Consider the following 23,325-nt stretch of genomic DNA (forward strand, 5'->3'; position numbering starts at 1 on the left):
CCTCAAACGGCCTTCCGGGCGCACACGGAGGTCACGGCTGTACAACTCGCGTACCCCAACAACCACCGGCATAACGTGGGAAGTTGAGTGGCCGGCTCGGCAGGTGCAGGGCCGTTCGGGTGCAGAAACGGCTGTACCCCCGATCGGGCTGATCGGGGGTACAGAGGGGTGTTGCGGTGGCCGAAAGTCGCCTTGTTCAGGGGCGGCGGATCGTGCTCCGGATCAGACCGGCAGCGTCCGCGGCTTGAACGACGGGCGCTTCGCCTCGTACGCGGCGATGTCCGCCTCGTTCTGGAGGGTGATCGAGATGTCGTCGAGGCCGTTCAGCAGCCGCCAGCGGGCGTTCTCGTCCAGCTCGAAGGAGGCGGTGATGCCCTCGGCGCGGACCTCGCGGGCGACCAGGTCGACGGTGATCTCGGCCTGCGGGTCCTTCTCGGTGAGCTCCCACAGCGCGTCCACGATCTTCTGCTCCAGGACGACCGTGAGCAGGCCGTTCTTGAGCGAGTTGCCGCGGAAGATGTCGGCGAAGCGGGAGGAGATCACGGCCTTGAAGCCGAAGTTCTGCAGCGCCCAGACGGCGTGCTCGCGCGAGGAGCCGGTGCCGAAGTCGGGGCCGGCGACCAGGACGGTCGCGCCCTGCCGCTCGGGCTGGTTGAGCACGAACGACGCGTCCTTGCGCCAGGCCTCGAACAGCCCGTCCTCGAACCCGTCGCGCGTGACCTTCTTGAGCCAGTGGGCGGGGATGATCTGGTCGGTGTCGACGTTGCTGCGGCGCAGCGGGACGGCCCGGCCGGTGTGGGTGGTGAAGGCTTCCATGGTTCTCAGACTCCAGCGGGCGTACGGGTGTCGGCGGCGGACAGGTCGGCCGGGGAGGCCAGGTGGCCCAGGACGGCGGTGGCGGCCGCGACCTGCGGCGACACCAGGTGCGTCCGGCCGCCCTTGCCCTGCCGGCCCTCGAAGTTGCGGTTGGAGGTGGACGCGGAGCGCTCACCCGGGGCCAGCTGGTCGGGGTTCATGCCCAGGCACATCGAACAGCCCGCGTGCCGCCACTCGGCGCCGGCGTCCTTGAAGACGACGTCCAGACCCTCGGAGACGGCCTGGAGACCGACCCGCGCGGAGCCCGGCACGACCAGCATCCGTACGCCGTCGGCGACTTTGCGGCCCTTGATCAGCTCGGCGGCGGCGCGCAGGTCCTCGATGCGGCCGTTGGTGCAGGAGCCTACGAAGACGGTGTCCACCTTGATGGAGCGCAGCGGCTGACCGGCCTCCAACCCCATGTATTCCAGGGCCTTTTCGGCGGCGTAGCGCTCCGATGCGTCTTCGTACGAAGCAGGGTCGGGGACGGACGCCGAAAGCGGTGCGCCCTGGCCGGGGTTGGTGCCCCAGGTGACGAACGGCGACAGTTCGGCGGCGTCGATGACGACCTCGGCGTCGAACTCGGCGTCCTCGTCCGTCCTGAGCGTCTTCCAGTACTCGACGGCCGCGTCCCAGTCAGCGCCCTCGGGGGCGTGCGGGCGGCCCTTGAGGTACGCGAAGGTGGTCTCGTCCGGGGCGATCATGCCCGCGCGGGCGCCGGCCTCGATCGACATGTTGCAGATGGTCATCCGCGCTTCCATCGAGAGCTTCTCGATGGCCTCGCCGCGGTACTCCAGGACGTAGCCCTGGCCGCCGCCGGTGCCGATCCGCGCGATGATCGCCAGGATCAGGTCCTTGGCCGTGACGCCGTCGGGCAGTTCGCCGTCGACCGTGATCGCCATGGTCTTCGGGCGGGACATCGGCAGCGTCTGGGTGGCCAGCACGTGCTCCACCTGGGAGGTGCCGATGCCGAACGCCAGCGCGCCGAAGGCGCCGTGCGTGGAGGTGTGGGAGTCGCCGCAGACGACGGTCATGCCGGGCTGGGTGAGGCCCAGCTGCGGGCCGACGACGTGCACGACGCCCTGCTCGACGTCGCCCAGCGGGTGCAGCCGCACGCCGAAGTCGGCGGCGTTCTTGCGCAGCGTCTCCAGCTGGATCCGGGAGACCGGGTCCGCGATCGGCTTGTCGATGTCGAGGGTGGGGGTGTTGTGGTCCTCGGTCGCGATGGTGAGGTCGAGGCGACGGACCTTGCGGCCGCTCTTGCGCAGGCCGTCGAAGGCCTGCGGGCTGGTCACCTCGTGCAGCAGGTGCAGATCGATGAAGAGAAGGTCGGGCTCGCCCTCCGCGCGCCGGACGACATGGTCGTCCCAGACTTTCTCCGCGAGTGTCCTACCCATCGCTGTTCCCTCCGGCCGACGACGATCCGCCGGCCCAACTAGAGATCTTGAGGAGGCGGCCCCGCGCCCCTGCGTTTCCGGGCAACCGCCGCCAGGCCCGTACGTCACGGGCCGCTGTGACTTCGTGTCTTCCAGAGTGGCGGGTTCCACGAGAATTTGAACTTGCGTTTCACAGAGTGAGACGCGAGTATCGTTTCATGGACAACAGTAGCGGCGTCGGCGTTCTGGACAAGGCGGCCCTCGTCCTGAGCGCTCTGGAGTCCGGTCCGGCCACCCTCGCGGGCCTGGTCGGCGCCACCGGACTGGCACGACCCACGGCCCACCGCCTGGCCGTGGCGCTGGAACACCACCGCATGGTGGCGCGCGACATGCAGGGCCGTTTCATTCTCGGCCCTCGCCTGGCAGAACTGGCCGCGGCCGCGGGTGAGGACCGTCTCCTCGCCACCGCGGGCCCGGTGCTCACCCACCTCCGTGACGTCACGGGCGAGAGCGCGCAGCTCTACCGCCGCCAGGGCGACATGCGCATCTGTGTGGCGGCGGCGGAGCGTCTGTCCGGACTGCGGGACACCGTCCCGGTCGGTTCGACGCTCACGATGAAGGCCGGCTCCTCGGCCCAGATCCTGCTGGCCTGGGAGGAGCCGGAGCGGCTGCACCGCGGCCTCCAGGGCGCGCGCTTCACGGCGACGGCCCTGTCGGGCGTACGGCGGCGGGGCTGGGCCCAGTCGATCGGTGAGCGTGAGCCGGGTGTGGCGTCTGTGTCCGCGCCGGTGCGGGGGCCTTCCAACCGTGTGGTGGCCGCGGTGTCGGTGTCCGGGCCGATCGAGCGGTTGACGCGTCACCCTGGCCGGATGCACGCGCAGGCTGTGATCGATGCGGCGGGGCGCCTCTCCGAGGCGTTGCGGCGCACCGGCTGATCGGCAGGGCATTTAGGGGAAGGTCGGCCTCAACGCCGCGGCAGGCTTTCCCCGACCAGGCGCCGTGACAGGGGCGGTTTCGTCGTCGAGTGCCGGTCAGTAGTGGTTGCTCGCGCAGTTCCCCGCGCCCCTGAAAGCCAAGAAGGCCCTCCACCGAAGTGGAGGGCGCTTCTCGTACGTACCCCCGACCGGATTCGAACCGGCGCTACCGCCTTGAGAGGGCGGCGTGCTAGGCCGCTACACAACGGGGGCGTGGACTCTGCGTTTCCGCAGGTCCGAGCTGGTCTACCTGGACTCGAACCAAGACTAACTGAACCAGAATCAGTCGTGCTGCCAATTACACCATAGACCAATGTGGTTTAGACCAGTCAGTACCCCCGACCGGATTCGAACCGGCGCTACCGCCTTGAGAGGGCGGCGTGCTAGGCCGCTACACAACGGGGGCCCTAGCAGTCCCGAGATGATCGTCGATCGTTCGGAACCGTACCCCCGACCGGATTCGAACCGGCGCTACTGCCTTGAGAGGGCAGCGTGCTAGGCCGCTACACAACGGGGGCTTGCGGATCGGAATCCGCTGGTGCAGATGAGCTCTGCGAGCTGGCCTACCTGGACTCGAACCAAGACTAACTGAACCAGAATCAGTCGTGCTGCCAATTACACCATAGGCCACTGGAACGCAAGCCCCCTGAGGGGATCTTGTTCTAGTAGTGCGCCTGGGGTTCCTGCCTTCCGGCCCGCTCCCCGCGGCGCAGGAAGAACATTACCTGAAGGTGGACGGGGCTCCAAAACGAGTATCCGCGCCGAGCAGGGACGGCAGTTCGGCGAGGGAGGCGATGCGATGCGGCCCGACCGGCGGGTCGATCGTGGCGTACGCGCCCCCGCGGTCGATCCACACCGACAGCAGCCCGGCGTCGGCGGCACCCCGTCCGTCGATCTCCGGGTGGTCGCCGACGTAGGCGACCTGGTGCGGTGGCAGGGCGAGGGCCTCGCAGGCCGCGAGGAACGCCCCGGCCTCGGGTTTGGAGACGCCGAGCTCGGCCGCGCACAGGATGCTCTCGAAGCGGTCGTGGACGCCGAGAACGCGCAGTTTGCGGTCCTGGACGTGGATGCTCGAGTTGGAGAGCACGGCGTGCCGGTGGCTGGCGGCGAGGGCGTCGAGGACGGGCAGGACGTCCGGGAAGAGGGCCCAGACCTCCTCGTAGTGGGCGCGGTACCGCTTGAACCACGCGTCGGCCTCGTCGTCGGTGAGGTCCTGGCCGACGAACACCCGGACGCGGTCGCGCCGCTGGTCCTCGAACGTGGCCTCACCGGCCGCGAAGCGCGCCCATTGCAGGTCGGTGATCTCCCGCCAGCGGGTGAGGGCCTGCTCGACGGTGTCGTAGTCGCCGAGCAGGCCCTCGGCCGTCAGGTGGGCGCGCATGCCGAGGCGGTCGGCGGTGGTGTAGTCGAAGAGGGTGTCGTCGACGTCCCAGACCACGGCGTGGATGCTCATGGTCCGACCGTACCCACTGCCCGGTGCTCTCAGCCCGGGGCGAGCTGTGGGCCCCGTCCCCGGCGGCGGCGTGGGTACGGAACGCGGAAGGCGGCGCCCGAAACCGGACGCCGCCCTCGCCGTGCGGATGCCGCGCGTTACGCGGCCAGCTTCGCCAGCGCCGCGTCGATGCGGGTCAGGGTCTTCTCCTTGCCCAGGACCTCGAGCGACTCGAAGAGCGGCAGACCGACCGTGCGGCCGGTGACGGCGACACGGACCGGGGCCTGGGCCTTGCCGAGCTTGAGGCCGTGGGCCTCGCCGGCGGCCAGGACGGCCTCCTTCAGCGACTCGGCGGAGGTCCAGTCGGCGGCCTCCAGCTTCTCGCGGGCGGTGCGCAGCAGGGCGTCCGAGCCCTCCTTCATGGCCTTGTTCCAGGAGGCCTCGTCCTCCACCGGCTCCGTCAGGAACAGGAAGTCGACGTTGTCGGTGATCTCGGAGAGCACCTTGAGGCGGGTCTGCGCGTGCGGGGCGATGGCCTGCCACTTGGCCTCGTCGAAGGCCTCCGGGGCCCAGGGGGCGAACGGCGCCTGGAGCCACGGGCGGCAGCGCTCGGTGAAGTCCTTCACGTCGAGCATGCGGATGTGGTCGCCGTTGATGGCCTCGCACTTCTTGAGGTCGAAGCGGGCCGGGTTGGGGTTGACGTCCGCGATGTCGAAGGCCGCGATCATCTCGTCGATCGTGAAGACGTCCTGGTCGGCCGAGAGGGACCAGCCGAGCAGCGAGAGGTAGTTGAGCAGGCCCTCGGGGAGGAAGCCGCGCTCCCGGTAGAGGTTGAGGGACGACTGCGGGTCGCGCTTGGAGAGCTTCTTGTTGCCCTCGCCCATCACGTACGGCAGGTGGCCGAAGGCGGGGATCTGCTTGGCGATGCCCAGCTCGATCAGCGCCTTGTACAGGGCGATCTGGCGGGGAGTGGAGGAGAGCAGGTCCTCGCCGCGCAGGACGTGGGTGATCTCCATCAGGGCGTCGTCGACCGGGTTGACCAGCGTGTAGAGCGGGGCGCCGTTGGCGCGGACGATGCCGTAGTCCGGGACGTTCTCCGGGGTGAAGGTCAGCTCGCCGCGGACCAGGTCGGTGAAGGTGATCGTCTCGTCGGGCATGCGGAAGCGGACGATCGGCTCCCGGCCCTGGGCCTGGTACTCCTCGACCTGCGCGTCGGTCAGCTCGCGGCAGTGGCCGTCGTAGCCGGAGGGCTTGCCGGCGGCGCGGGCGGCCTCGCGGCGGGTGTCCAGCTCCTCCTGGGAGCAGTAGCAGCGGTAGGCATGGCCGGCGTCCAGGAGCTTGGCCGCGACGTCCTTGTACAGGTCCATGCGCTGCGACTGGCGGTACGGCGCGTGCGGGCCGCCGACCTCGGGGCCCTCGTCCCAGTCGAAGCCCAGCCAGCGCATCGAGTCGAGCAGCTGGGTGTACGACTCCTCCGAGTCGCGGGCCGCGTCGGTGTCCTCGATGCGGAAGACCAGGGTGCCCTGGTGGTGCTTGGCGAACGCCCAGTTGAACAGGGCGGTGCGCACCAGGCCCACGTGGGGGTTACCGGTGGGCGACGGGCAGAAACGGACGCGTACGGGAGTGCCGGGTGCGCTAGCCACGCTTGACAACCTTGTTGGTGAGAGTGCCGATGCCTTCGATGGTGACGGCGACCTCGTCGCCGACGTTGAGGGGGCCGACCCCAGCCGGGGTGCCCGTGAGGATCACGTCGCCGGGGAGCAGCGTCATGGCCTCGGAGATGTTGACGATCAGGTCCTCGATGGAGTGGATCATCTCGCTGGTGCGGCCCAGCTGGCGCTGCTGGCCGTTGACCGTGAGCTGGATGGTCAGATCGCTCGGGTCGAGGTCGGTCTCCACCCAGGGGCCGAGCGGGCAGGACGTGTCGAAGCCCTTGGCCCGGGCCCACTGCTTCTCGCGCTTCTGGACGTCGCGGGCGGTGATGTCGTTGGCGCAGGTGTAGCCGAAGATCACGTCCTTCACGCGTTCGCGCGGGACCTCGCGGCACATCCGGCCGATCACCACGGCCAGCTCGGCCTCGTGGTGCACCTCCGCGGAGAAGGAGGGGTACTGGATCTCGTCGCCGGGGCCGATCACCGAGGTGGACGGCTTGAAGAAGGCGAAGGGGGCCTGCGGGACCTCGTGGCCCAGTTCCTTCGCGTGCTCGGCGTAGTTGCGGCCGAAGGCCACGACCTTGTTGGGGAGCACCGGCGGCAGCAGCCTGACCTTGCCGACCGGCACCTTCGTGCCGGAGAGCTCGAAGTCCGCGAACGGGATGCCCTTGATGATGTCCAGGACGAGCTCGTCCTGCTTCTCGCCCTCGATGGCGCCGAAGGCGACGTTCCCGTCGATGGAGAATCTGGCGATGCGCACGGGATGCTTGGCCCCTTGACTGAAGCGGCTGGAGTTGACGCTCCAGGCTAACGCGGGGAGGGGTCCGCGCCGCGCGCATTACGCAGGGGCGCCACCGTCGCCGGCGGCGCCCCTCGGTGTTCTCGTCCCGCCGCCTTGAGCATCCGGCGGCCGGTGCGCGTAATACCCGGTGTCACTCCGCGGCAGCGGCGGCCGCGACGGGGACCTCGGTGAGGATGGTGCGCTTGGGGTTGGCAGTCTGGGTGGGGAGTTCGACGCGGTGCTCCTGCTGTTCCGGCGTCTGCAGTTCGTCGGCGTCGTCCAGGTGCGCCAGCGTCGTGCGTCGCGGGTTGGCGATCTTGTGGAACATCGTCGTCGTCTTCACTGTTTACTTGACCCTGTTCTGTGACGGGCGCCGGGAGGGTACGTAGGACCCTCGTCCAGGCGCGGGTTGTCGGTTTTGCCAACTCTGTAAAGCGTCAGGCTAAACATGGGATTCCCGGCGTAATCGCGAGGAGACCATGATCAGCATGTGAGTTTTCTCACGACTCAGGGGGCGAATCGGGCAATTCAGGCCCGCGTGCCACCCTAATGAAACGGACATTGGCTCACTGAAGCACTCATTCCGCTGCTGATCATGGCGACTGGGACACCCGTTGCGCCTCGGCGACTCGCGGGCATACGTCCGAAATGGGTGAACTCACTTTCTACGTCCGGTGATTCGGCACTCACGTGGTGTCACCTATGTCACGGCCTGGCCTACGAGCCTTGTTGGAGATCCTGTGCTGTGCTGGAATGCCACGGACCGCCGCAGGATCGAGCCGGCGCACAGGGGGCGCACAGACGCGCCGAGTGGCGGCCAGAAGGGGGAGCCAGCGCCGGTCACTCAAGACCACCACGGGGGCGTACTCAGGGCGTCCCCAGAACGCCGACACCGTGCCCCGCCGTTCACACGATGGGGCGCCTGGTCCAGAGGTTGCGACGCTAGTGCAGGGACGTTTCAAGAGGGATGGCAGCGCTTCGGCGGAGCCGGAGCCGCACGGCGGGACCGACCGAGGTCCCTCGGCCCAGCACGCCCAGAACCAGGGCCCGGCGGGTGACGGCGGGGAGCGCCCCGGGCGCCCCGGTGCGTCGGCCCCCACGGGGCCCGCGAGCCCGGCTCCGGCCCTGAAGCCGCCGGCGGGTCCGGCAGGCCCCGGTCCGCGAATAGCCCTGCGCAACTGGCGCATCTCCACCCGTCTGGTGTCGCTGCTCGCGCTCCCGGTGGTCGCGGCCACCTCGCTCGGCGCGCTGCGCATCAACCAGTCCATGGACGACATCCAGCAGCTCGACAACATGAAGCTGCTGACGGACATGACCAAGCAGGCCACCGAGCTGTCCGCCGCCCTCCAGGAGGAGCGCGACCAGTCGGCCGGTCCGCTGGCGCACGGCGGCAAGGCGACCGACTTCACGGTCAAGGGCCTGCGGGAGAAGACCGACCGGGCGAGGAAGAACTTCCTCGACAGTTCCGAGCAGATCGACAGCGCCAGCAAGGACGGCAACCTCAAGGGCGTCCGCGAGTACCTCATCCAGCTCGCCGGCGAGCTGGGCGACCTGGAGCAGATCCGCAAGGGCGCCTACGCCTCCGAGGACAACTCCACGCAGACGATCGAGGCGTACCACCGTCTGATCGAGAACCTGATCGACCTCTCCCAGGACATGGCCGAGGCGACCAGCAACCCGGACATGATCCAGCGCACCCGGGCCCTGGCGGCGTTCAGCTCCGCCAAGGAGTACTCCTCGATCCAGCGCGCGGCCCTCGCGGCGGCACTGCCCGCGAGCAACACCACGACCGGCAAGCTCTCGCCGAACGACCGGCTCTACGCCGAGTCGGCCCTGGAGAGCCAGAAGTCCGAGATCCGCAGCTTCAAGAGCATCTACGGCGAGGACTCCGCCGCCGAGCTGCTCAAGCCCATCGAGGACGGCGGCAACTCCACGATCAAGGCGACCGACACCTACGCGGGTCGGGCCCTGGTCTCCGCGAGCGGACTCGCCCAGCAGGACAAGCGGTCCTACCGCGACTGGCTGGACGACAGCTCCACCAAGATCCAGCAGATGAAGAACATCGAGCACACGCTGCTCGAGGAGATGGAACAGAAGGCCCGCGAGCTGCGCAGCGCCACCGAGCGCGACGCGATCATCTCCGGTGCGCTGATCCTCATCGTGCTCGGTGTGTCGCTGGTCGGCGCCTTCGTCGTGGCCCGCTCCATGATCCGCTCCCTGCGCCGTCTGGAGGAGACCGCGACCAGGGTCGCCTCCGACCGGCTGCCCGAGCTGGTCAAGCAGCTGTCCGAGTCCGACCCGCAGGACGTCGACACGTCCGTGGAGTCGGTCGGTGTGCACTCCCGGGACGAGATCGGCCGGGTGGCCGCGGCCTTCGACGACGTGCACCGCGAGGCGGTCCGCCTCGCCGCCGAGCAGGCCCTGCTGCGGGGCAACGTCAACGCGATGTTCACCAACCTCTCGCGCCGCTCCCAGGGCCTCATCCAGCGCCAGCTGTCGCTCATCTCCGAACTGGAGTCCCGCGAGGCCGACCCGGACCAGCTGTCCTCGCTGTTCAAGCTCGACCACCTCGCCACGCGCATGCGCCGTAACGGTGAGAACCTCCTCGTCCTCGCCGGTGAGGAGCCCGGCCGGCGCTGGACCCGCCCGGTCCCGCTGGTCGACGTGCTCCGCGCCGCCGCGTCCGAGGTGGAGCAGTACGAGCGCATCGAGCTGTCCTCCGTGCCGACCACCGAAGTGGCCGGCCGGGTCGTCAACGACCTCGTGCACCTGCTCGCCGAGCTGCTGGAGAACGCGACCTCGTTCTCCTCGCCGCAGACCAAGGTCAAGGTCACCGGTCACGCCCTGCCCGACGGCCGGGTGCTGATCGAGATTCACGACACCGGTATCGGCCTGTCGCCGGAGGACCTCGCCGCGATCAACGAGCGGCTCGCCTCTCCCCCGACGGTGGACGTCTCCGTCTCCCGCCGCATGGGTCTGTTCGTGGTCGGCCGGCTGTCCCAGCGGCACGGCATCCGCATCCAGCTGCGCCCGTCCGACTCCGGAGGCACGACCGCGCTGGTCATGCTGCCCGTCGATGTCGCCCAGGGCGGCAGGAAGCCCCAGCCCAAGCAGGGCGGTCAGCCGCAGGTCGGCGGTGGCGGTCCGGCCGCCGCGCAGGCCGCCGCCGGTGCTGCCGCGGCCCGGCGTGCCGCCGGTGCCGGCCAGGCGGGCGGCGGTGCCCTCGGGGCCGGCGCGTCCGGCGGCGGAGGCTTCGGCGGCGGTGCGCCGTCGGGCGCCGGCCGGCTCGGTGCCGGCCAGGGCCCGCGGGCCGCGCTGCCCGGCCGGGACGCCGACGGTGGCCGTCCGGGCGGCGGGCGCGGACCGCAGGGTGCCGACAAGGCCCCGTCGCTGTTCGAGCAGAGTGCTCCCCCCGCGCCGCCGCAGGGCCGTCCGGCTCCCGCCGGTGCCGGGTACGGGCAGGCGCCCGGTGCTCCGCAGGGTCTGCAGGCCGCGGGGACGAACGGACCGCAGGACCAGGGTCAGGGCCGGGGCCGGCATCGCCCGGGCAACTCCGACCAGGGTCAGGGCCGCCGGCCGCAGCTGCCGCCGCGCGGCGGTCCGCGGGCCGAGCTGCCCGGCAGCGGTGACGCGCAGCGCGTGCCCAGCTGGGGCGACGAGAACGCCCAGCCGCCGGTGCCGCGTGCCTCCCTGGACGCCCCGCGCGGGCACGAGGAGCCGGACGTCTCCCGGACCTCATCGATGCCGCGGATCGACGACCGGCAGGGTCCGGGCTCGACCGCGGAGATCCCCGCCGTCCCGCGCGACGACGACCGGCAGGGCCCCGGCTCTCCGGCCGACTTCGGCGCGCGCGGCCCGCAGCACGCGGACCGGTTCGGCCTGCCCGGCTCGGACGACTCGCAGGGTTCGGGCCAGTTCGTCCGCCCGGACGTCTTCGGCGCCCCGGGCGGCGGCCGCCGCGACCCGTCGTCCACGACGGGCCAGTACCCGGCTCCGCAGTCCTACGACAACGGCTCGACCGGCCAGTACCCCGCGCCCCGCCAGGACAACGGCTCCACGGGCCAGTACCCGGCACCCCGCCAGGACAACGGCTCGACCGGGCAGTACCCGGCTCCGCAGTCCTACGACAACGGCTCGACGGGCCAGTACCCCGCACCGCGCCAGGACAGCGGCTCCGCCCGGCCCAGCCTCCCCGGTCCGGCCACTCCGGCCGACCCGGCGGGCACGGGCCAGTTCGAGCGGCCGCAGGTCAACGGCGCCCGGGGCCCGGCCGACTTCGGCGCCCCGCGCCCGCCCGCCCCGCAGGCACGGCCCGCTCGGCAGGAGCCCGAGGCCCTGCCGCCGGCGACCGGTCCGGGCGACGGCCGTACGCCGCTGTACGACACGCTCGAGACCAACTGGTTCCACGGCCAGCAGGAGCCGCAGCAGCCGTCGCAGAACAACGGCTCGGCGCCGGCCCCGCAGCAGCCGGAAGGATCCGGCGGTCCGCAGCGGTCCGCCCCCGCCGGCTGGCGCAGTTCGCCGAACGACGACCTCGTCCGCCAGGCCGAGCGCGTCCGCCAGCCCGCCGCCGGCGGTGTCACCACCTCCGGCCTGCCGCGCCGCGTGCCCCGGGCGAACCTCGTTCCGGGCACGGCTCAGCAGCAGCCCCAGCAGAGCGGTCCGCAGATCTCGCGTGCCCCCGATGACGTACGCGGTCGGCTGACCAATCTCCGCCGCGGTATTGCACAGGGTCGTCAGGCCGGGTCCACCCAGACCGGCAGCTTCCCTCGGCCCTCTCACCAGCAGGAGCGTTAGTTGAGTCCGATGAGCCAGGCGGCACAGAATCTCAACTGGTTGATCACCAACTTCGTGGACAACACCCCAGGGGTGTCCCACACCGTCGTCGTGTCCGCCGACGGACTCCTCCTGGCGATGTCGGAGGGCTTCCCGCGCGACCGCGCGGACCAGCTCGCGGCCGTCGCCTCCGGTCTGACGTCCCTGACGGCAGGCGCCTCCCGGATCTTCGAGGGAGGCGACGTCGCGCAGACGGTCGTGGAGATGGAGCGGGGATTCGTCTTCCTCATGTCCGTCTCGGACGGCTCGTCGCTCGCCGTCCTCGCTCACCCCGAATGCGACATCGGCCTCGTCGGCTACGAGATGGCGCTCCTGGTCGACCGCGCGGGCGCGGTCCTCACCCCCGACCTGCGAGCTGAGCTCCAAGGCAGTCTGCTCCATTGATCGGCCCCGGCACCACCCGTCTCACCACATCACCGTCCGGCCGCCACAGACCCCACACAGGCCTCGTCAGACGGCTCGACTGACCGACTTGCTGTCCCGCCCGGAGGACCCATGACCCCGCCCCCCGCCTCTCATGATCCGTACGCGGAGCCGTACGAGGACGAGGGCGACCAGCCGCTGGTCCGGCCCTACGCCATGACCGGTGGCCGGACCCGGCCGCGTTACCAGCTGGCCATCGAGGCACTGATCAGCACGACCGCCGATCCCGCGGCGCTCATGGGGCTGCTCCCGGAGCACCAGCGCATCTGCCACCTGTGCCGTGAGGTGAAGTCGGTCGCCGAGGTCTCGGCGCTGCTCAACATGCCGCTCGGTGTGGCCCGGATCCTGGTCGCGGACCTGGCGGAGGCCGGTCTCGTCGCGATCCACCAGCCGGGCGGCGACGACGCCACCGGCGCACCGGACGTGACACTGCTCGAAAGGGTGCTCAGTGGACTTCGCAAGCTCTGACGCGGGTCGTTCCACCACCTCCGCGAAGATCGTGGTGGCGGGCGGCTTCGGCGTGGGCAAGACCACGTTCGTCGGCGCCGTCTCGGAGATCAACCCGCTGCGCACGGAGGCCGTGATGACCTCCGCCAGCGCGGGCATCGACGACCTCACGCACACCGGGGACAAGACCACCACCACGGTGGCCATGGACTTCGGCCGTATCACTCTGGACCAGGACCTGATCCTGTACCTCTTCGGTACGCCGGGCCAGGACCGCTTCTGGTTCATGTGGGACGATCTGGTGCGCGGCGCGATCGGCGCCGTCGTACTGGTGGACACCCGCCGTCTCGCCGACTGCTTCCCCGCGGTCGACTACTTCGAGAACAGCGGTCTGCCCTTCGTCATCGCCCTCAACGGCTTCGACGGCCAGCAGCCCTACACCCCCGATGAAGTGCGGGAAGCTCTCCAGATCGGTCCCGACACCCCCATCATCACGACGGACGCCCGGCACCGGGCGGACGCGAAGAGCGCGCTGATCACGCTGGTCGAGCACGCCCTGATGGCACGGCTGAGGTAGCACGCAATTCAGAAGCGCCATACGGCAGTTGTCGTAGATACACCGGAGCCGACTGTGTCCTTTGACACGGTCGGCCAAGGTGTTCATAACGTTTCGGCAGAGGAATCAGGTGGTACGGCCACGCGTCGCGCACATCCGGTCTCGCTGCGCGCACAATCGCCCCGCCTTTTGGCGGGGCTCGCTCTTTATGACCGTTTTATCTGGGGCTTACATCCCTCGGAATCCCCACCTCGGACTGTTTGGAAGAGCGCAGGTCGTCGTGCTGGAATGCCTGAACTGCCCAATAGTCAATGACGCACACGTCAGTCGATGGCGTACCGGGCTCTGAGAAACTGCGGCACAACGTTGGTGCCGACCGCCGAGAGGTTGTTGGTCGAGTGAGGCGAAGCAAGAACAGTCCCGAGCCGTCGGCCCGGGGCAACTTCACCCCGCCGCCGCGCACAGCGGCGCCCGCCCCCGTGCCCGGTTCGGAGCCATCGGCCGCGCCCGCCCAGAGCGGCGGCCGTCTCTCCCCGCGCAACTGGCGCGTGGCGACCAGGCTCAACGCGATCCTGCTCATACCCGTGCTGGTCGGCCTCGTCATGGGCGGCTTCCAGGTGAAGAGCTCGATCGACACCTGGCAGGAGGCCGAGGACGCGGAGAACACCGCGCGTCTGGTGCGGGCCTCCCTGCTGTACGCCAACGCCCTCTACAACGAGCGCGACACCTCCGCGGCGCCCCTGCTGAAGGGCAGCGCGCAGACCTCCCAGGACAAGGCGACCGTCACCCAGGTCCGCAAGACCACCGACGAGGCGGCCGACGCCTTCGACGCCGCGGCCCAGAACATGCCGGCCAAGCCCGGCCTGGAGCGCCGTCTGGACCTGTTCCGCGATGTGGAGCCGAAGCTCCAGACCCTGCGCCAGGTCGCGTACACCTCCAAGCTCAAGGGCGTGCAGACCGAGGAGGGCTACGTCGAGGTCGCCCACCCGCTGACGGAGTTCGCCAACGAGCTGGGCCTCGGCACCGGCAACATCACCAGCTACGGCCGGACCGTGTACGCCATCGAGCTCACCAAGGCGGCATCGTCGCTCCAGCGCTCCATCGGCATGCACATCCTGACCAAGCCGGGCCCGGACGACGGCAACCTGGCCAGCCAGCGCATCGCCCTGTCCTCGTACGCCTACCTCGAGCGCATCGCCGTGCAGGAGTACATCGGCGGCGGTACCGAGCAGGACGCGGCCAAGCTCAAGGCGGCCGAGGCCAAGCTCAAGACCGACGGCGCCGCGATGGCCCGGGAAGCCAAGGCCAAGGACCCGGACTACGTCCCCCCGCCCTCCAAGCAGGAGACGATGGTCGCGGCGATCGCGACGCTCCAGACCACGGACCCGAGCGCCCGCGCCGCCCTCGCCGAGAAGGGCATCACCGCCGAGAACTGGTGGGCGGTCAACACGCTCAAGTTCAACGCCTACGAGAAGATCGAGACGGACCTGGCCGACAAGGCCGTGAGCGAAGCGTCCGACATCGCCGACGACGCCCAGCGCGACGCCTACATCACCGGTGCCGCCGTCGTGGTCGCCCTGCTCCTGGCCTTCATCCTGGCCGGCGCGGTGGCCCGCCAGATGAGCCGCTCGATGCGCCAGCTGCGCAACGCCGCCTTCGGCATCGCCGAGCAGCGCCTGCCGATGCTGGTCGACCAGCTCTCGCGCACCGACCCGGGCCGTGTCGACACCCGTGTCCAGGCCATCCCGATCACCACCACGGACGAGATCGGCGAGGTCGCCCGCGCCTTCGACCAGGTCCACCGCGAGGCCGTCCGGCTCGCCGCCGAGCAGGCCCTGCTGCGGGGCAACATCAACGCGATCTTCACCAACCTGTCGCGCCGCAACCAGTCGCTGATCGAGGGCCAGCTGACCCTGATCACCGACCTGGAGAACAACGAGGCCGACCCGGACCAGCTGGAGAACCTCTTCCGCCTGGACCACCTCGCGACCCGTATGCGCCGCAACGGCGAGAACCTCCTGGTCCTCGCCGGCGAGGAGCCCGGCCGCCGCTGGGACCAGCCGGTCCCGCTGGTCGACGTGCTGCGCGCCGCCTCCTCCGAGGTGGAGCAGTACGAGCGCATCGAGCTGTCCGGCGTCCCGGAGGCCGAGATCCACGGCCGGGCCGTGACCGACCTCGTGCACCTGCTCGCCGAGCTGCTGGAGAACGCGACGACGTTCTCCTCCCCGCAGACCAAGGTCCGCGTCACCGCGACCCGTCTCCCCGACGGCCGCGTGATGATCGAGATCCACGACAAGGGCATCGGCCTGACCGCCGAGGACTTCGCGGACATCAACCACAAGCTGGCCAACCCGCCGACCGTGGACGCCGCGATCTCGCAGCGCATGGGCCTGTTCGTGGTCGGCCGGCTGTCCGACCGGCACGGCATCCGCGTCCAGCTGCGCCCCTCGGGCGAGCAGGCCGGCACCACCTCGCTGGTCATGCTGCCCGACGCGATCACCCACGGTGGTGGCGGCGAGCAGCACGTGGACCGCGACGAGTTCACCGTCTCGCAGATCATCCCGGAGCAGAACTTCGGCGGCGAGAACTTCAACCAGCAGCCCATGCGCACGGCGGCGGAGCTCGGCTTCGACGACAGCCGCTACACCGACGTCCCCGACGACATACGCGAGCTGGACCCCGTCGGCCGCTCCCTGATGCGCGAGGAGCGCCGGGCGGCCCTGGAGGCCCAGAACCACCAGCAGCCCGCTCTGGAGCAGGGCGAGACTCCCGGATACCCCGAGGAGTTCAACGGGCAGCAGGGCTACGACACCGGCCAGGCCTACGACACGGGCCAGACCGGCTACCCGGAGCAGCAGCAGTCCGCGTACGACCGTCAGACGCCGTACGAGGACCAGCAGGCGTCGTACCACGAGCAGCAGGCGTCGTACCAGGAGCAGCGGCAGACGTCGTACGAGGAGCCGCAGCGGGCCGCGTACGACGAGCAGTACTACGCGCCGAACGGCGGTCTGCCGCAGAACGACACCTTCTCGCAGAACGGCGGCTACCCGGACCCCTCCTCCTATGCGGAGCCGGCCCAGGAGGAGCCCCCGGCACAGGGTGCGGGTTCGCCCGGCAGCTTCGCCGCCTTCGAGCAGCGGCGCCACCAGGACGACTGGCCCCAGCAGGACGGTTACCAGAACGGCTACCCGAGCCAGTACCCTTCTCAGGCCCAGGAAACGGAATCTGCGCAGGCCGCTGACGCGAGTGAGCAGGACCGCGTAGGCTTCGACCGTCCGGGACAGGCCCAATCCGCCGCACCCTCGCTGACCGACGCCGGGCTTCCCCGCCGTGGGGCCGCCGCGAGTGGTGCGAACGGCGCGGGCGGCGCCCGGCACGCGAGCCAGGAGCCTCCGGCCTCCACCCCGGAGAGCAACGGCGACCGCGACTGGCGCTCGGCGAACGACGAGCGGTGGCAGCAGGCCTCGCAGCTCCGGAAGCCCAAGGCGGGTGGGGTCACCTCCTCCGGCCTGCCGAGGCGGGTGCCCAAGGCCAACCTGATCGAGGGTTCCGCCGAGAGCACTCCCCAGGGGGGCCCACAGGTCTCCCGCGCCCCGGAGGACGTCCGGGGCAGGCTGAGCAACCTGCGCCGCGGCGTACAGCGTGGCCGCAGCGCAGGCAGTGAAACGAACGGCCAGGGCTTCGGTCCTGACAGCACCTACAACCAGGAGCGTTAGTGTGAGCCCGATGAGCCAGGCGGCACAGAACCTGAACTGGTTGATCACCAACTTCGTGGACAACACCCCGGGGGTGTCCCACACGGTGGTGGTCTCCGCCGACGGACTCCTTCTGGCGATGTCCGAAGGCTTCCCCCGCGACCGCGCCGACCAGCTCGCGGCCGTCGCCTCCGGTCTGACGTCTCTGACGGCAGGCGCCTCCCGGATCTTCGAGGGTGGAAGCGTCAATCAGACGGTTGTGGAGATGGAGCGGGGATTCCTGTTCATCATGTCCATCTCCGACGGCTCGTCGCTCGCGGTTCTCGCACATCCGGAGGCGGACATCGGCCTCATCGGATACGAGATGGCGCTGCTCGTCGACCGAGCCGGTACGGTCCTGACACCGGACCTTCGCGCGGAGCTCCAGGGGAGCCTGCTCAACTAACAGACGGACGGTGCGTTTTGGCGTCCCGGGGCCGTAAGGTTTCGGGACGCGGCTCCACAGCGATGGGTGCCCGGCACAGTCGGAGGAGGAGAAAGTGGCAACACCCCCAGGCGGTTCGTCTTCGGGCAACTGGTCGTACGGCCCTGCCCAGGGCCAGGGCGACGGTGGACAGAACCCGAACCGTTACAACTTCCCCTCCGCACCGAGCCACCGGCAGCCGTACGCGCCACAGGGCCCCGGCCCGTCGCCGTACGACCAGCCGCCGGCCCCGCGCATCCAGCCCGTGCAGCCGCAGCGCCGCACCCCAGAGCCGTCGCCCGGTGGGGCGTCGAACAACCACAACCCGTTGGTGCGTCCGTACGCCATGACCGGTGGCCGGACCCGCCCGCGTTACCAGCTCGCCATCGAGGCGCTGGTGCACACCACCGCGCAGCCGCACCAGATGCAGGGCCAGTTGCCCGAGCATCAGCGGATCTGCAACCTCTGCCGGGAAATCAAGTCGGTCGCCGAGATCTCGGCGCTCCTCACGATCCCTCTCGGCGTGGCCAGGATCCTCGTCGCCGACTTGGCGGAGGCGGGACTGGTCGCCATCCATCAGCCCGGCGGCGACGAGAACGCCGGCGGCCAGCCAGACGTGACACTGCTCGAAAGGGTGCTCAGTGGACTTCGCAAGCTCTAGCGGCGGTCCTTCCCGCTCCACCACCTCGGCGAAGATCGTGGTGGCGGGTGGCTTCGGCGTGGGCAAGACCACGTTCGTCGGGGCCGTCTCGGAGATCAACCCGCTGCGTACCGAGGCCGTCATGACGTCAGCTTCGGCCGGCATCGACGACCTCACCCACACCGGGGACAAGACGACCACGACGGTCGCCATGGACTTCGGCCGTATCACTCTGGACCAGGACCTGATCCTGTACCTCTTCGGTACGCCGGGCCAGGACCGCTTCTGGTTCATGTGGGACGACCTGGTGCGCGGCGCCATCGGCGCGATCGTGCTGGTGGACACCCGCCGTCTCGCCGACTGCTTCCCGGCCGTCGACTACTTCGAGAACAGCGGCCTGCCGTTCGTCATCGCGCTGAACGGCTTCGACGGCCAGCAGCCGTACACGCCGGACGAGGTGCGCGAGGCGCTCCAGATCGGCCCCGACACCCCGATCATCACGACGGACGCCCGCCACCGCGCGGACGCGAAGTCGGCGCTGATCACGCTGGTCGAGCACGCGCTGATGGCCCGGCTGCGTTAGTTCTCTCGCTGTGGGACAGCCCCTGGCGGCCTCTAGGCTGCCGGGGGCTGTCGCGTTGCCGGGTGCGGGTGGTGTGTGGCTTGTCGCGCAGTTCCCCGCGCCCCCAAGCAAAAAGGCCCCTCCGTGTGGAGGGGCCTTTTCGGGTTCTGTTGTCAGCGCCAGCTGTGCGGGGCGCGGAAGCCCGGCTCGCGTTCCAGGCGGCGCCAGCCCGCCTTGACGCGGCCGCGGTGCGTCGGGGTCGGGTCCGTGGGGCGGGCGGCGGCCCGGGCCAGGAGGATCGCCGTGATGGCGGCGACTTCCTCGGGCTCGGCGTGGCCCTTCTCGACGCGGATGTCAGGGATGTCCATGGGTCTCAGTCTCCAGGAGAGAGATGTCCGCCAGGTTACTGCGGAGGGTTGCCGTGCTTGCGGGAGGGCAGGTCGGCGTGCTTGGTCTGGAGCATCGCGAGGGACTTGATCAGCACCTCGCGGGTTTCCGCGGGGTCGATGACGTCGTCGACGAGGCCGCGCTCGGCCGCGTAGTAGGGGTGCATCAGCTCGGACTTGTACTCCTTGACCATGCGGGCCCGCATGGCCTCGGGGTCCTCGGCGTCGGCGATCTGACGGCGGAAGATGACGTTGGCCGCACCCTCCGCGCCCATGACGGCGATCTCGTTGGTCGGCCAGGCGTAGGTGAGGTCGGCACCGATGGACTGGCTGTCCATGACGATGTACGCACCTCCGTAGGCCTTGCGCAGGATCAGCGAGATCCTCGGCACGGTCGCGTTGCAGTACGCGTAGAGGAGCTTCGCGCCGTGGCGGATGATGCCACCGTGCTCCTGGTCGACGCCCGGCAGGAAGCCGGGGACGTCCAGAAGAGTGACGATCGGGATGTTGAAGGCATCGCACATCTGGACGAAGCGGGCCGCCTTCTCGGAGGCCTCGATGTCCAGGACACCGGCGAGCACCTGCGGCTGGTTGGCGATGATGCCGACGACCTGGCCGTCCATCCGGCCCAGCGCGCAGATGATGTTGCGGGCCCAGCGCTCGTGGACCTCCAGGTAGTCGCCGTCGTCGACGATCTCCTCGATGACCTTGGTCATGTCGTACGGCCGGTTGCCGTCCGCCGGGACCAGGTCGAGCAGGACGTCCGAGCGGCGGTCGACCGGGTCGGAGGCCTCCGCGCGGGGCGGGTTCTCGCGGTTGTTCTGCGGCAGGAGGGTGAGGAGGTAGCGGACCTCGGCGATGCAGGTCTCTTCGTCGTCGTAGGCGAAGTGGCAGACACCGGACGTCTCGGCGTGCACGTCCGCGCCGCCCAGGCCGTTCTGCGTGATCTCCTCGCCGGTGACCGCCTTGACGACGTCCGGGCCGGTGATGAACATCTGCGAGGTGTCGCGGACCATGAACACGAAGTCCGTCAGGGCCGGGCTGTAGGCGGCGCCGCCCGCGCACGGGCCCAGCATCACCGAGATCTGCGGGATGACCCCGCTCGCCTTGGTGTTGCGCTGGAAGATGCCGCCGTAGCCGGCGAGGGCCGAGACGCCCTCCTGGATGCGGGCGCCGGCGCCGTCGTTCAGGGAGACCAGGGGCGCACCGGCCGCGATGGCCATGTCCATGATCTTGTGGATCTTCGTGGCGTGGGCCTCGCCCAGCGCGCCGCCGAAGATGCGGAAGTCATGGGCGTAGACGAAGACCGTCCGGCCCTCCACCGTGCCCCAGCCGGTGATCACACCGTCGGTGTACGGCTTCTTGGCCTCCAGGCCGAAGCCGGTGGCCCGATGCCGGCGCAGTTGCTCGACCTCGCGGAAGGAATCGGGGTCGAGGAGAAGTTCGATGCGCTCCCGCGCGGTCAGCTTGCCCTTGGCGTGCTGCGCCTCGGTCGCCTTCTCGCTCGGTCCGGCCACCGCCTGCGCACGGATCTCGTGCAGTTCGGCCACGCGTCCGCGCGCGTCGGTCGGCTCACCCGGCGCCTCATCCAAAACGGTCATGTAGCGACCTTACGAAGCCAACCAAGGATTGCGGGCCGTCGACTCCTCACAGTCTCCGGCGTGTTTTCCTGGTACCCCTGAACAGAACCACGGCGGGGTGCAGCCCTTCTGACTGCTCAGGGGGCGTGTCGCTTGTACGGGTCCGACAAAGCCGTCAGCCGAGAGTCACCTCACAGACGTGGGTGGCGCATGCCGTCCCGGGGGTGACGCGCACGCGCAGCCGGCGGCCTGTGGAGAGTACTTCGACCGTCTCGTCCGCGTGGGTGACCCGCCGGATCGGGCGGTTCCAGGTGATCTCCAGCGGTTCGCCCGTGCGGGGCGGTTCGCTCAGGCAGAGGGTGGCGGTGCGGCCCCTGCGGACGGTCAGCACGCTCGCGCCGGCGGAGGCGGTGAGCGGGCCCGCCGTGCCGGCCTGCCAGAAGTTCGCGGCCGTGAGGCCGAGGGAGGGCACGCTCACCGCCTGCCGGCCGGCGTCGTTGGCGAGGACCGACATCCAGTGGCGGTCGGCGGCGCGGCGCGCGACCGCGCGACGGGACGCGCCGGGCATGAGGACGTAGGCGTACGTGGCGTCCTTCGGGTCGGTGCCGTGGTCGAGCCAGAGGGTCTGCCAGCGGCGGGTGCGCCGCTCCGTTGTGCCGCCGGTGTTGATGTCGGACCAGGCGCCGGTGCGGTCCTCGCGCAGCACCTTGGGCTCCCGGCCGAGCAGGACCCAGCCGCCGTGGTCCTCCAGGTGGGCCCAGTTCGGGCCCTTGATGAAGCGTTGGGTGCCGGACTCGCCGAGGTTGCGGTTGTCGACGATCGTCTCCACCGGGACGCCGTCGGCGCAGCTGATCCCGGCGCCCAGGCAGATCACCGCGTCCGCGACGCAGAACCAGGACTTGCGGGCCTGGAGGGTGGAGCCGAGGCCCTTGAGGTGCTGGCCGAGTGCCGCGTACTCGCCGTCGGTGGTGCCGCCGACCCAGCGCGCGTCCGGGCGGGCCGTGCCCCACTCGCCGCCTTCCCGGTCGGCCAGGCGCTTGGTGGAGACGGTGGTGCCGGGCAGGCGGTACCAGTCCACGGTGGGCCAGAACCAGTCCGTGTACTGGTCGCTCGCACCGGCCCACCAGGAGACCATTCCGGCACCGGTGTGCCAGCCGCGCGGGTTCTCGCCGTTGCCGCACTCGTAGTGGGCGATGCGGTCGCTGGCCATCGCGATGTTCACGGTGAAGCCGGGGCGGCGGTGGACGGCGCGGTCCATGGCGGCGAAGAGGCGGTGGCCGGTGGGTTCGGGTGCGGCCGGGAGGGGTGAGGCGGCGATCGCGTGCAGCCGGGCCAGGTCGGCGACGCCGTACTGGCGTGCCGTCAGGATCGGGGACACCGTGTCCCGTTCGACCCAGCCCTTGATCCGGGTATGCCAGCGGTCGCGTTCCGCGGGGCTCGCGCCGGCCGCGAGGAGGGCGATGGCCGCGATGAGCTGCTGGCCGTGGAAGTGGTCGCCGCGCATGACCTTGCGGTCGTCGGTGGCGAGGAGACCGCGGCTGATCGCACGGCCGTTGACGCTGTCCATGACGAGTCCGTCGTGGATGAGCGGTGCGTAGGCGTGCTCGACGCTGTCGAGGACGATCTGCCGGTCCGGGTCGGTGACCTCCCAGTCGGATCCGGCGAGCAGGGCGAAGAGGCGGCCGAGGCCGTCGAGCATGACCTGGCCGTACGTGCCGGAGTAGGCGACCCAGGTGTGCTGGACGAAGGAGCCGTCGGCGTAGAGGCCGTCGCCCCGGGTGACGTACGGGAAGACCGGGGAGAGCGCGTCGCGGGCGAGGGCGATCTTGTCCGGGTCGCGGCCGAGGATGCCGCGCAGCGCGACGGAGCGGCACAGGTCGACCCGGTTGGCGCCGGTGGACGTGCCCGAGTAGTCGCCGAGGGCCGAGTCGGGCACGAAGTGGTCGACGGCGGCGCAGGCGGCCCGGATCCGGGCGTCGCCGAGCCGGTCGTACAGGGCGGCCGTGATGTCCATGAGCAGGCGCGGGCTGCCGATCTGCCACTCCCACCAGTTGCCGTAGCGGGTGGTGGCGGGGTTGTAGACGGTGGCGGAGAGGTGGTCGAGTCCGCGCAGGATGCCGGCGAGGAGGTCCGGGTCGGCGGTCGAGCCGGTGCCCTGCTGGACGTGGGCCCGGGTCATGGTCCACAGGCGGCTGTAGCTCATGGTGATGCCGGCCGGCGGGTCGAAGGGGTGGCCGGGCCAGAGGGAGTCCGCCGCCGGGGCCATGGCCGCGTGCAGGGCGCGGGCGAGTTCGCCGGTCTCGGCGAGGCGGGAGGCGTACGCCTGCGCGGCCGGGTCGTATCCGGTGCCGAGGGCGATGCCGAGCCAGCGCCGGCGGAGGGTGTCGTACGGGTCGGCCTCGGGGCCCTGAGCGCCGGGGCCCTGAACCTCGGTGTCCTGCGCGTCGGCGTCCTGCCCGTCGGCGTCCTGTGCGCCGCCGCGGGGCGTGGATCTCGCGGCGCCGGTCGCCGCCAGGGCCGCGGCCGCGAGCAGCAGGACGCGGCGGCCGGGGCGGGGAGGGGCGGCGGCCTCGGCCGTACGGCGGGAGAAGACGCGACGCTGGGGAGCCATGCCCCTGCCCTACCACGGGAAGACGGTCACCTGAACGGAGGATCCGGCCGGAGTGA

Annotated in this window: 18 protein-coding genes and 5 tRNA genes; 9 read left to right on the top strand and 14 right to left on the bottom strand. The window is 70.4% G+C overall.

The window, feature by feature from the left end:
• Positions 1–222 precede the first annotated feature (222 nt).
• Together leuD and leuC are read right to left on the bottom strand one after the other, a co-directional pair.
• Positions 223–816 carry a 3-isopropylmalate dehydratase small subunit gene (gene leuD / locus ACZ3I3_RS16805; RefSeq protein ID WP_059421950.1) on the bottom strand — a complete coding sequence of 198 codons (594 nt, stop codon included), beginning with the start codon at positions 814–816 and terminating at the stop codon, positions 223–225.
• Positions 817–821: 5 nt separating this feature from the next.
• Positions 822–2,252, bottom strand: coding sequence for a 3-isopropylmalate dehydratase large subunit (gene leuC / locus ACZ3I3_RS16810; RefSeq protein WP_467365734.1), 1,431 nt, complete (start codon positions 2,250–2,252; stop codon positions 822–824).
• 197 nt (positions 2,253–2,449) lie between these two features.
• On the opposite strand from leuC, the gene ndgR reads away from it, so the two are divergent.
• Positions 2,450–3,166, top strand: a complete 717-nt coding sequence (gene ndgR / locus ACZ3I3_RS16815) for an IclR family transcriptional regulator NdgR (RefSeq protein WP_010044585.1) — start codon at positions 2,450–2,452, stop codon at positions 3,164–3,166.
• A gap of 179 nt (positions 3,167–3,345) precedes the next feature.
• On the opposite strand, the gene ACZ3I3_RS16820 is transcribed toward ndgR, so the two are convergent.
• The 9 genes from ACZ3I3_RS16820 to ACZ3I3_RS16860 all read right to left on the bottom strand — a co-directional run bounded on the left by ACZ3I3_RS16820 (position 3,346) and on the right by ACZ3I3_RS16860 (position 7,413).
• Positions 3,346–3,418: transfer RNA gene (locus tag ACZ3I3_RS16820), tRNA-Glu, on the bottom strand.
• A 28-nt stretch (positions 3,419–3,446) separates the two neighbouring features.
• Positions 3,447–3,518 (bottom strand) — tRNA-Gln (locus ACZ3I3_RS16825).
• A 20-nt stretch (positions 3,519–3,538) separates the two neighbouring features.
• Positions 3,539–3,611: transfer RNA gene (locus tag ACZ3I3_RS16830), tRNA-Glu, on the bottom strand.
• Positions 3,612–3,650: 39 nt separating this feature from the next.
• A tRNA-Glu gene (locus tag ACZ3I3_RS16835) sits at positions 3,651–3,723 on the bottom strand.
• A gap of 40 nt (positions 3,724–3,763) precedes the next feature.
• Positions 3,764–3,835: transfer RNA gene (locus ACZ3I3_RS16840), tRNA-Gln, on the bottom strand.
• A gap of 91 nt (positions 3,836–3,926) precedes the next feature.
• A complete protein-coding gene (locus ACZ3I3_RS16845; RefSeq protein ID WP_467365737.1) occupies positions 3,927–4,658 on the bottom strand; it encodes an HAD family hydrolase in 732 nt (243 codons plus the stop codon).
• A 137-nt stretch (positions 4,659–4,795) separates the two neighbouring features.
• A complete protein-coding gene (gene gltX / locus ACZ3I3_RS16850; protein ID WP_467365739.1) occupies positions 4,796–6,280 on the bottom strand; it encodes a glutamate--tRNA ligase in 1,485 nt (494 codons plus the stop codon).
• A complete protein-coding gene (locus tag ACZ3I3_RS16855) occupies positions 6,273–7,049 on the bottom strand; it encodes a fumarylacetoacetate hydrolase family protein (protein WP_467365741.1) in 777 nt (258 codons plus the stop codon). The genes gltX and ACZ3I3_RS16855 overlap by 8 nt, the downstream gene beginning before the upstream one ends.
• A 172-nt stretch (positions 7,050–7,221) precedes the next feature.
• A complete protein-coding gene (locus ACZ3I3_RS16860; RefSeq protein WP_356925928.1) occupies positions 7,222–7,413 on the bottom strand; it encodes a hypothetical protein in 192 nt (63 codons plus the stop codon).
• Positions 7,414–8,015: 602 nt separating this feature from the next.
• Here ACZ3I3_RS16860 and ACZ3I3_RS16865 point away from each other — a divergent pair.
• From ACZ3I3_RS16865 to ACZ3I3_RS16900, 8 genes are all read left to right on the top strand, one after another.
• Positions 8,016–11,867 carry a sensor histidine kinase gene (locus tag ACZ3I3_RS16865; protein WP_467365743.1) on the top strand — a complete coding sequence of 1,284 codons (3,852 nt, stop codon included), beginning with the start codon at positions 8,016–8,018 and terminating at the stop codon, positions 11,865–11,867.
• 9 nt (positions 11,868–11,876) lie between these two features.
• Positions 11,877–12,290: a roadblock/LC7 domain-containing protein gene (locus ACZ3I3_RS16870; protein WP_020271453.1), complete on the top strand. Its 414-nt coding sequence runs from the start codon at positions 11,877–11,879 to the stop codon at positions 12,288–12,290.
• Positions 12,291–12,401: 111 nt separating this feature from the next.
• Positions 12,402–12,797 (top strand): DUF742 domain-containing protein, encoded by a 396-nt coding sequence (locus tag ACZ3I3_RS16875; RefSeq protein ID WP_053668780.1) that lies wholly within the window; start codon positions 12,402–12,404, stop codon positions 12,795–12,797.
• Entirely contained in the window at positions 12,778–13,353 is a 576-nt protein-coding gene (locus ACZ3I3_RS16880; protein ID WP_020271455.1) for a GTP-binding protein, read from the top strand. Before ACZ3I3_RS16875 ends, ACZ3I3_RS16880 begins: the two co-directional genes overlap by 20 nt.
• 377 nt (positions 13,354–13,730) lie before the next feature.
• Positions 13,731–17,048: a sensor histidine kinase gene (locus ACZ3I3_RS16885; RefSeq protein ID WP_467365746.1), complete on the top strand. Its 3,318-nt coding sequence runs from the start codon at positions 13,731–13,733 to the stop codon at positions 17,046–17,048.
• Between the two features lie 10 nt (positions 17,049–17,058).
• Complete coding sequence (locus tag ACZ3I3_RS16890; RefSeq protein WP_004983065.1) at positions 17,059–17,472, top strand: roadblock/LC7 domain-containing protein; 414 nt, start codon at positions 17,059–17,061, stop codon at positions 17,470–17,472.
• A 94-nt stretch (positions 17,473–17,566) separates the two neighbouring features.
• A complete protein-coding gene (locus ACZ3I3_RS16895) occupies positions 17,567–18,151 on the top strand; it encodes a DUF742 domain-containing protein (RefSeq protein WP_086840352.1) in 585 nt (194 codons plus the stop codon).
• Entirely contained in the window at positions 18,132–18,713 is a 582-nt protein-coding gene (locus tag ACZ3I3_RS16900; RefSeq protein ID WP_014675207.1) for a GTP-binding protein, read from the top strand. The genes ACZ3I3_RS16895 and ACZ3I3_RS16900 overlap by 20 nt, the downstream gene beginning before the upstream one ends.
• A 152-nt stretch (positions 18,714–18,865) precedes the next feature.
• Here ACZ3I3_RS16900 and ACZ3I3_RS16905 read toward each other — a convergent pair whose 3' ends face one another.
• The 3 genes from ACZ3I3_RS16905 to ACZ3I3_RS16915 form a co-directional block, all read right to left on the bottom strand.
• Positions 18,866–19,060, bottom strand: coding sequence for an acyl-CoA carboxylase subunit epsilon (locus ACZ3I3_RS16905; RefSeq protein ID WP_086560316.1), 195 nt, complete (start codon positions 19,058–19,060; stop codon positions 18,866–18,868).
• 35 nt (positions 19,061–19,095) lie between these two features.
• Complete coding sequence (locus ACZ3I3_RS16910) at positions 19,096–20,679, bottom strand: acyl-CoA carboxylase subunit beta (protein WP_356928829.1); 1,584 nt, start codon at positions 20,677–20,679, stop codon at positions 19,096–19,098.
• Between the two features lie 154 nt (positions 20,680–20,833).
• A complete protein-coding gene (locus tag ACZ3I3_RS16915) occupies positions 20,834–23,269 on the bottom strand; it encodes a polysaccharide lyase 8 family protein (RefSeq protein ID WP_467365749.1) in 2,436 nt (811 codons plus the stop codon).
• Between the last annotated feature and the right edge of the window lie 56 nt (positions 23,270–23,325).

It is taken from the genome of Streptomyces sp. NPDC016851, from assembly GCF_055562795.1.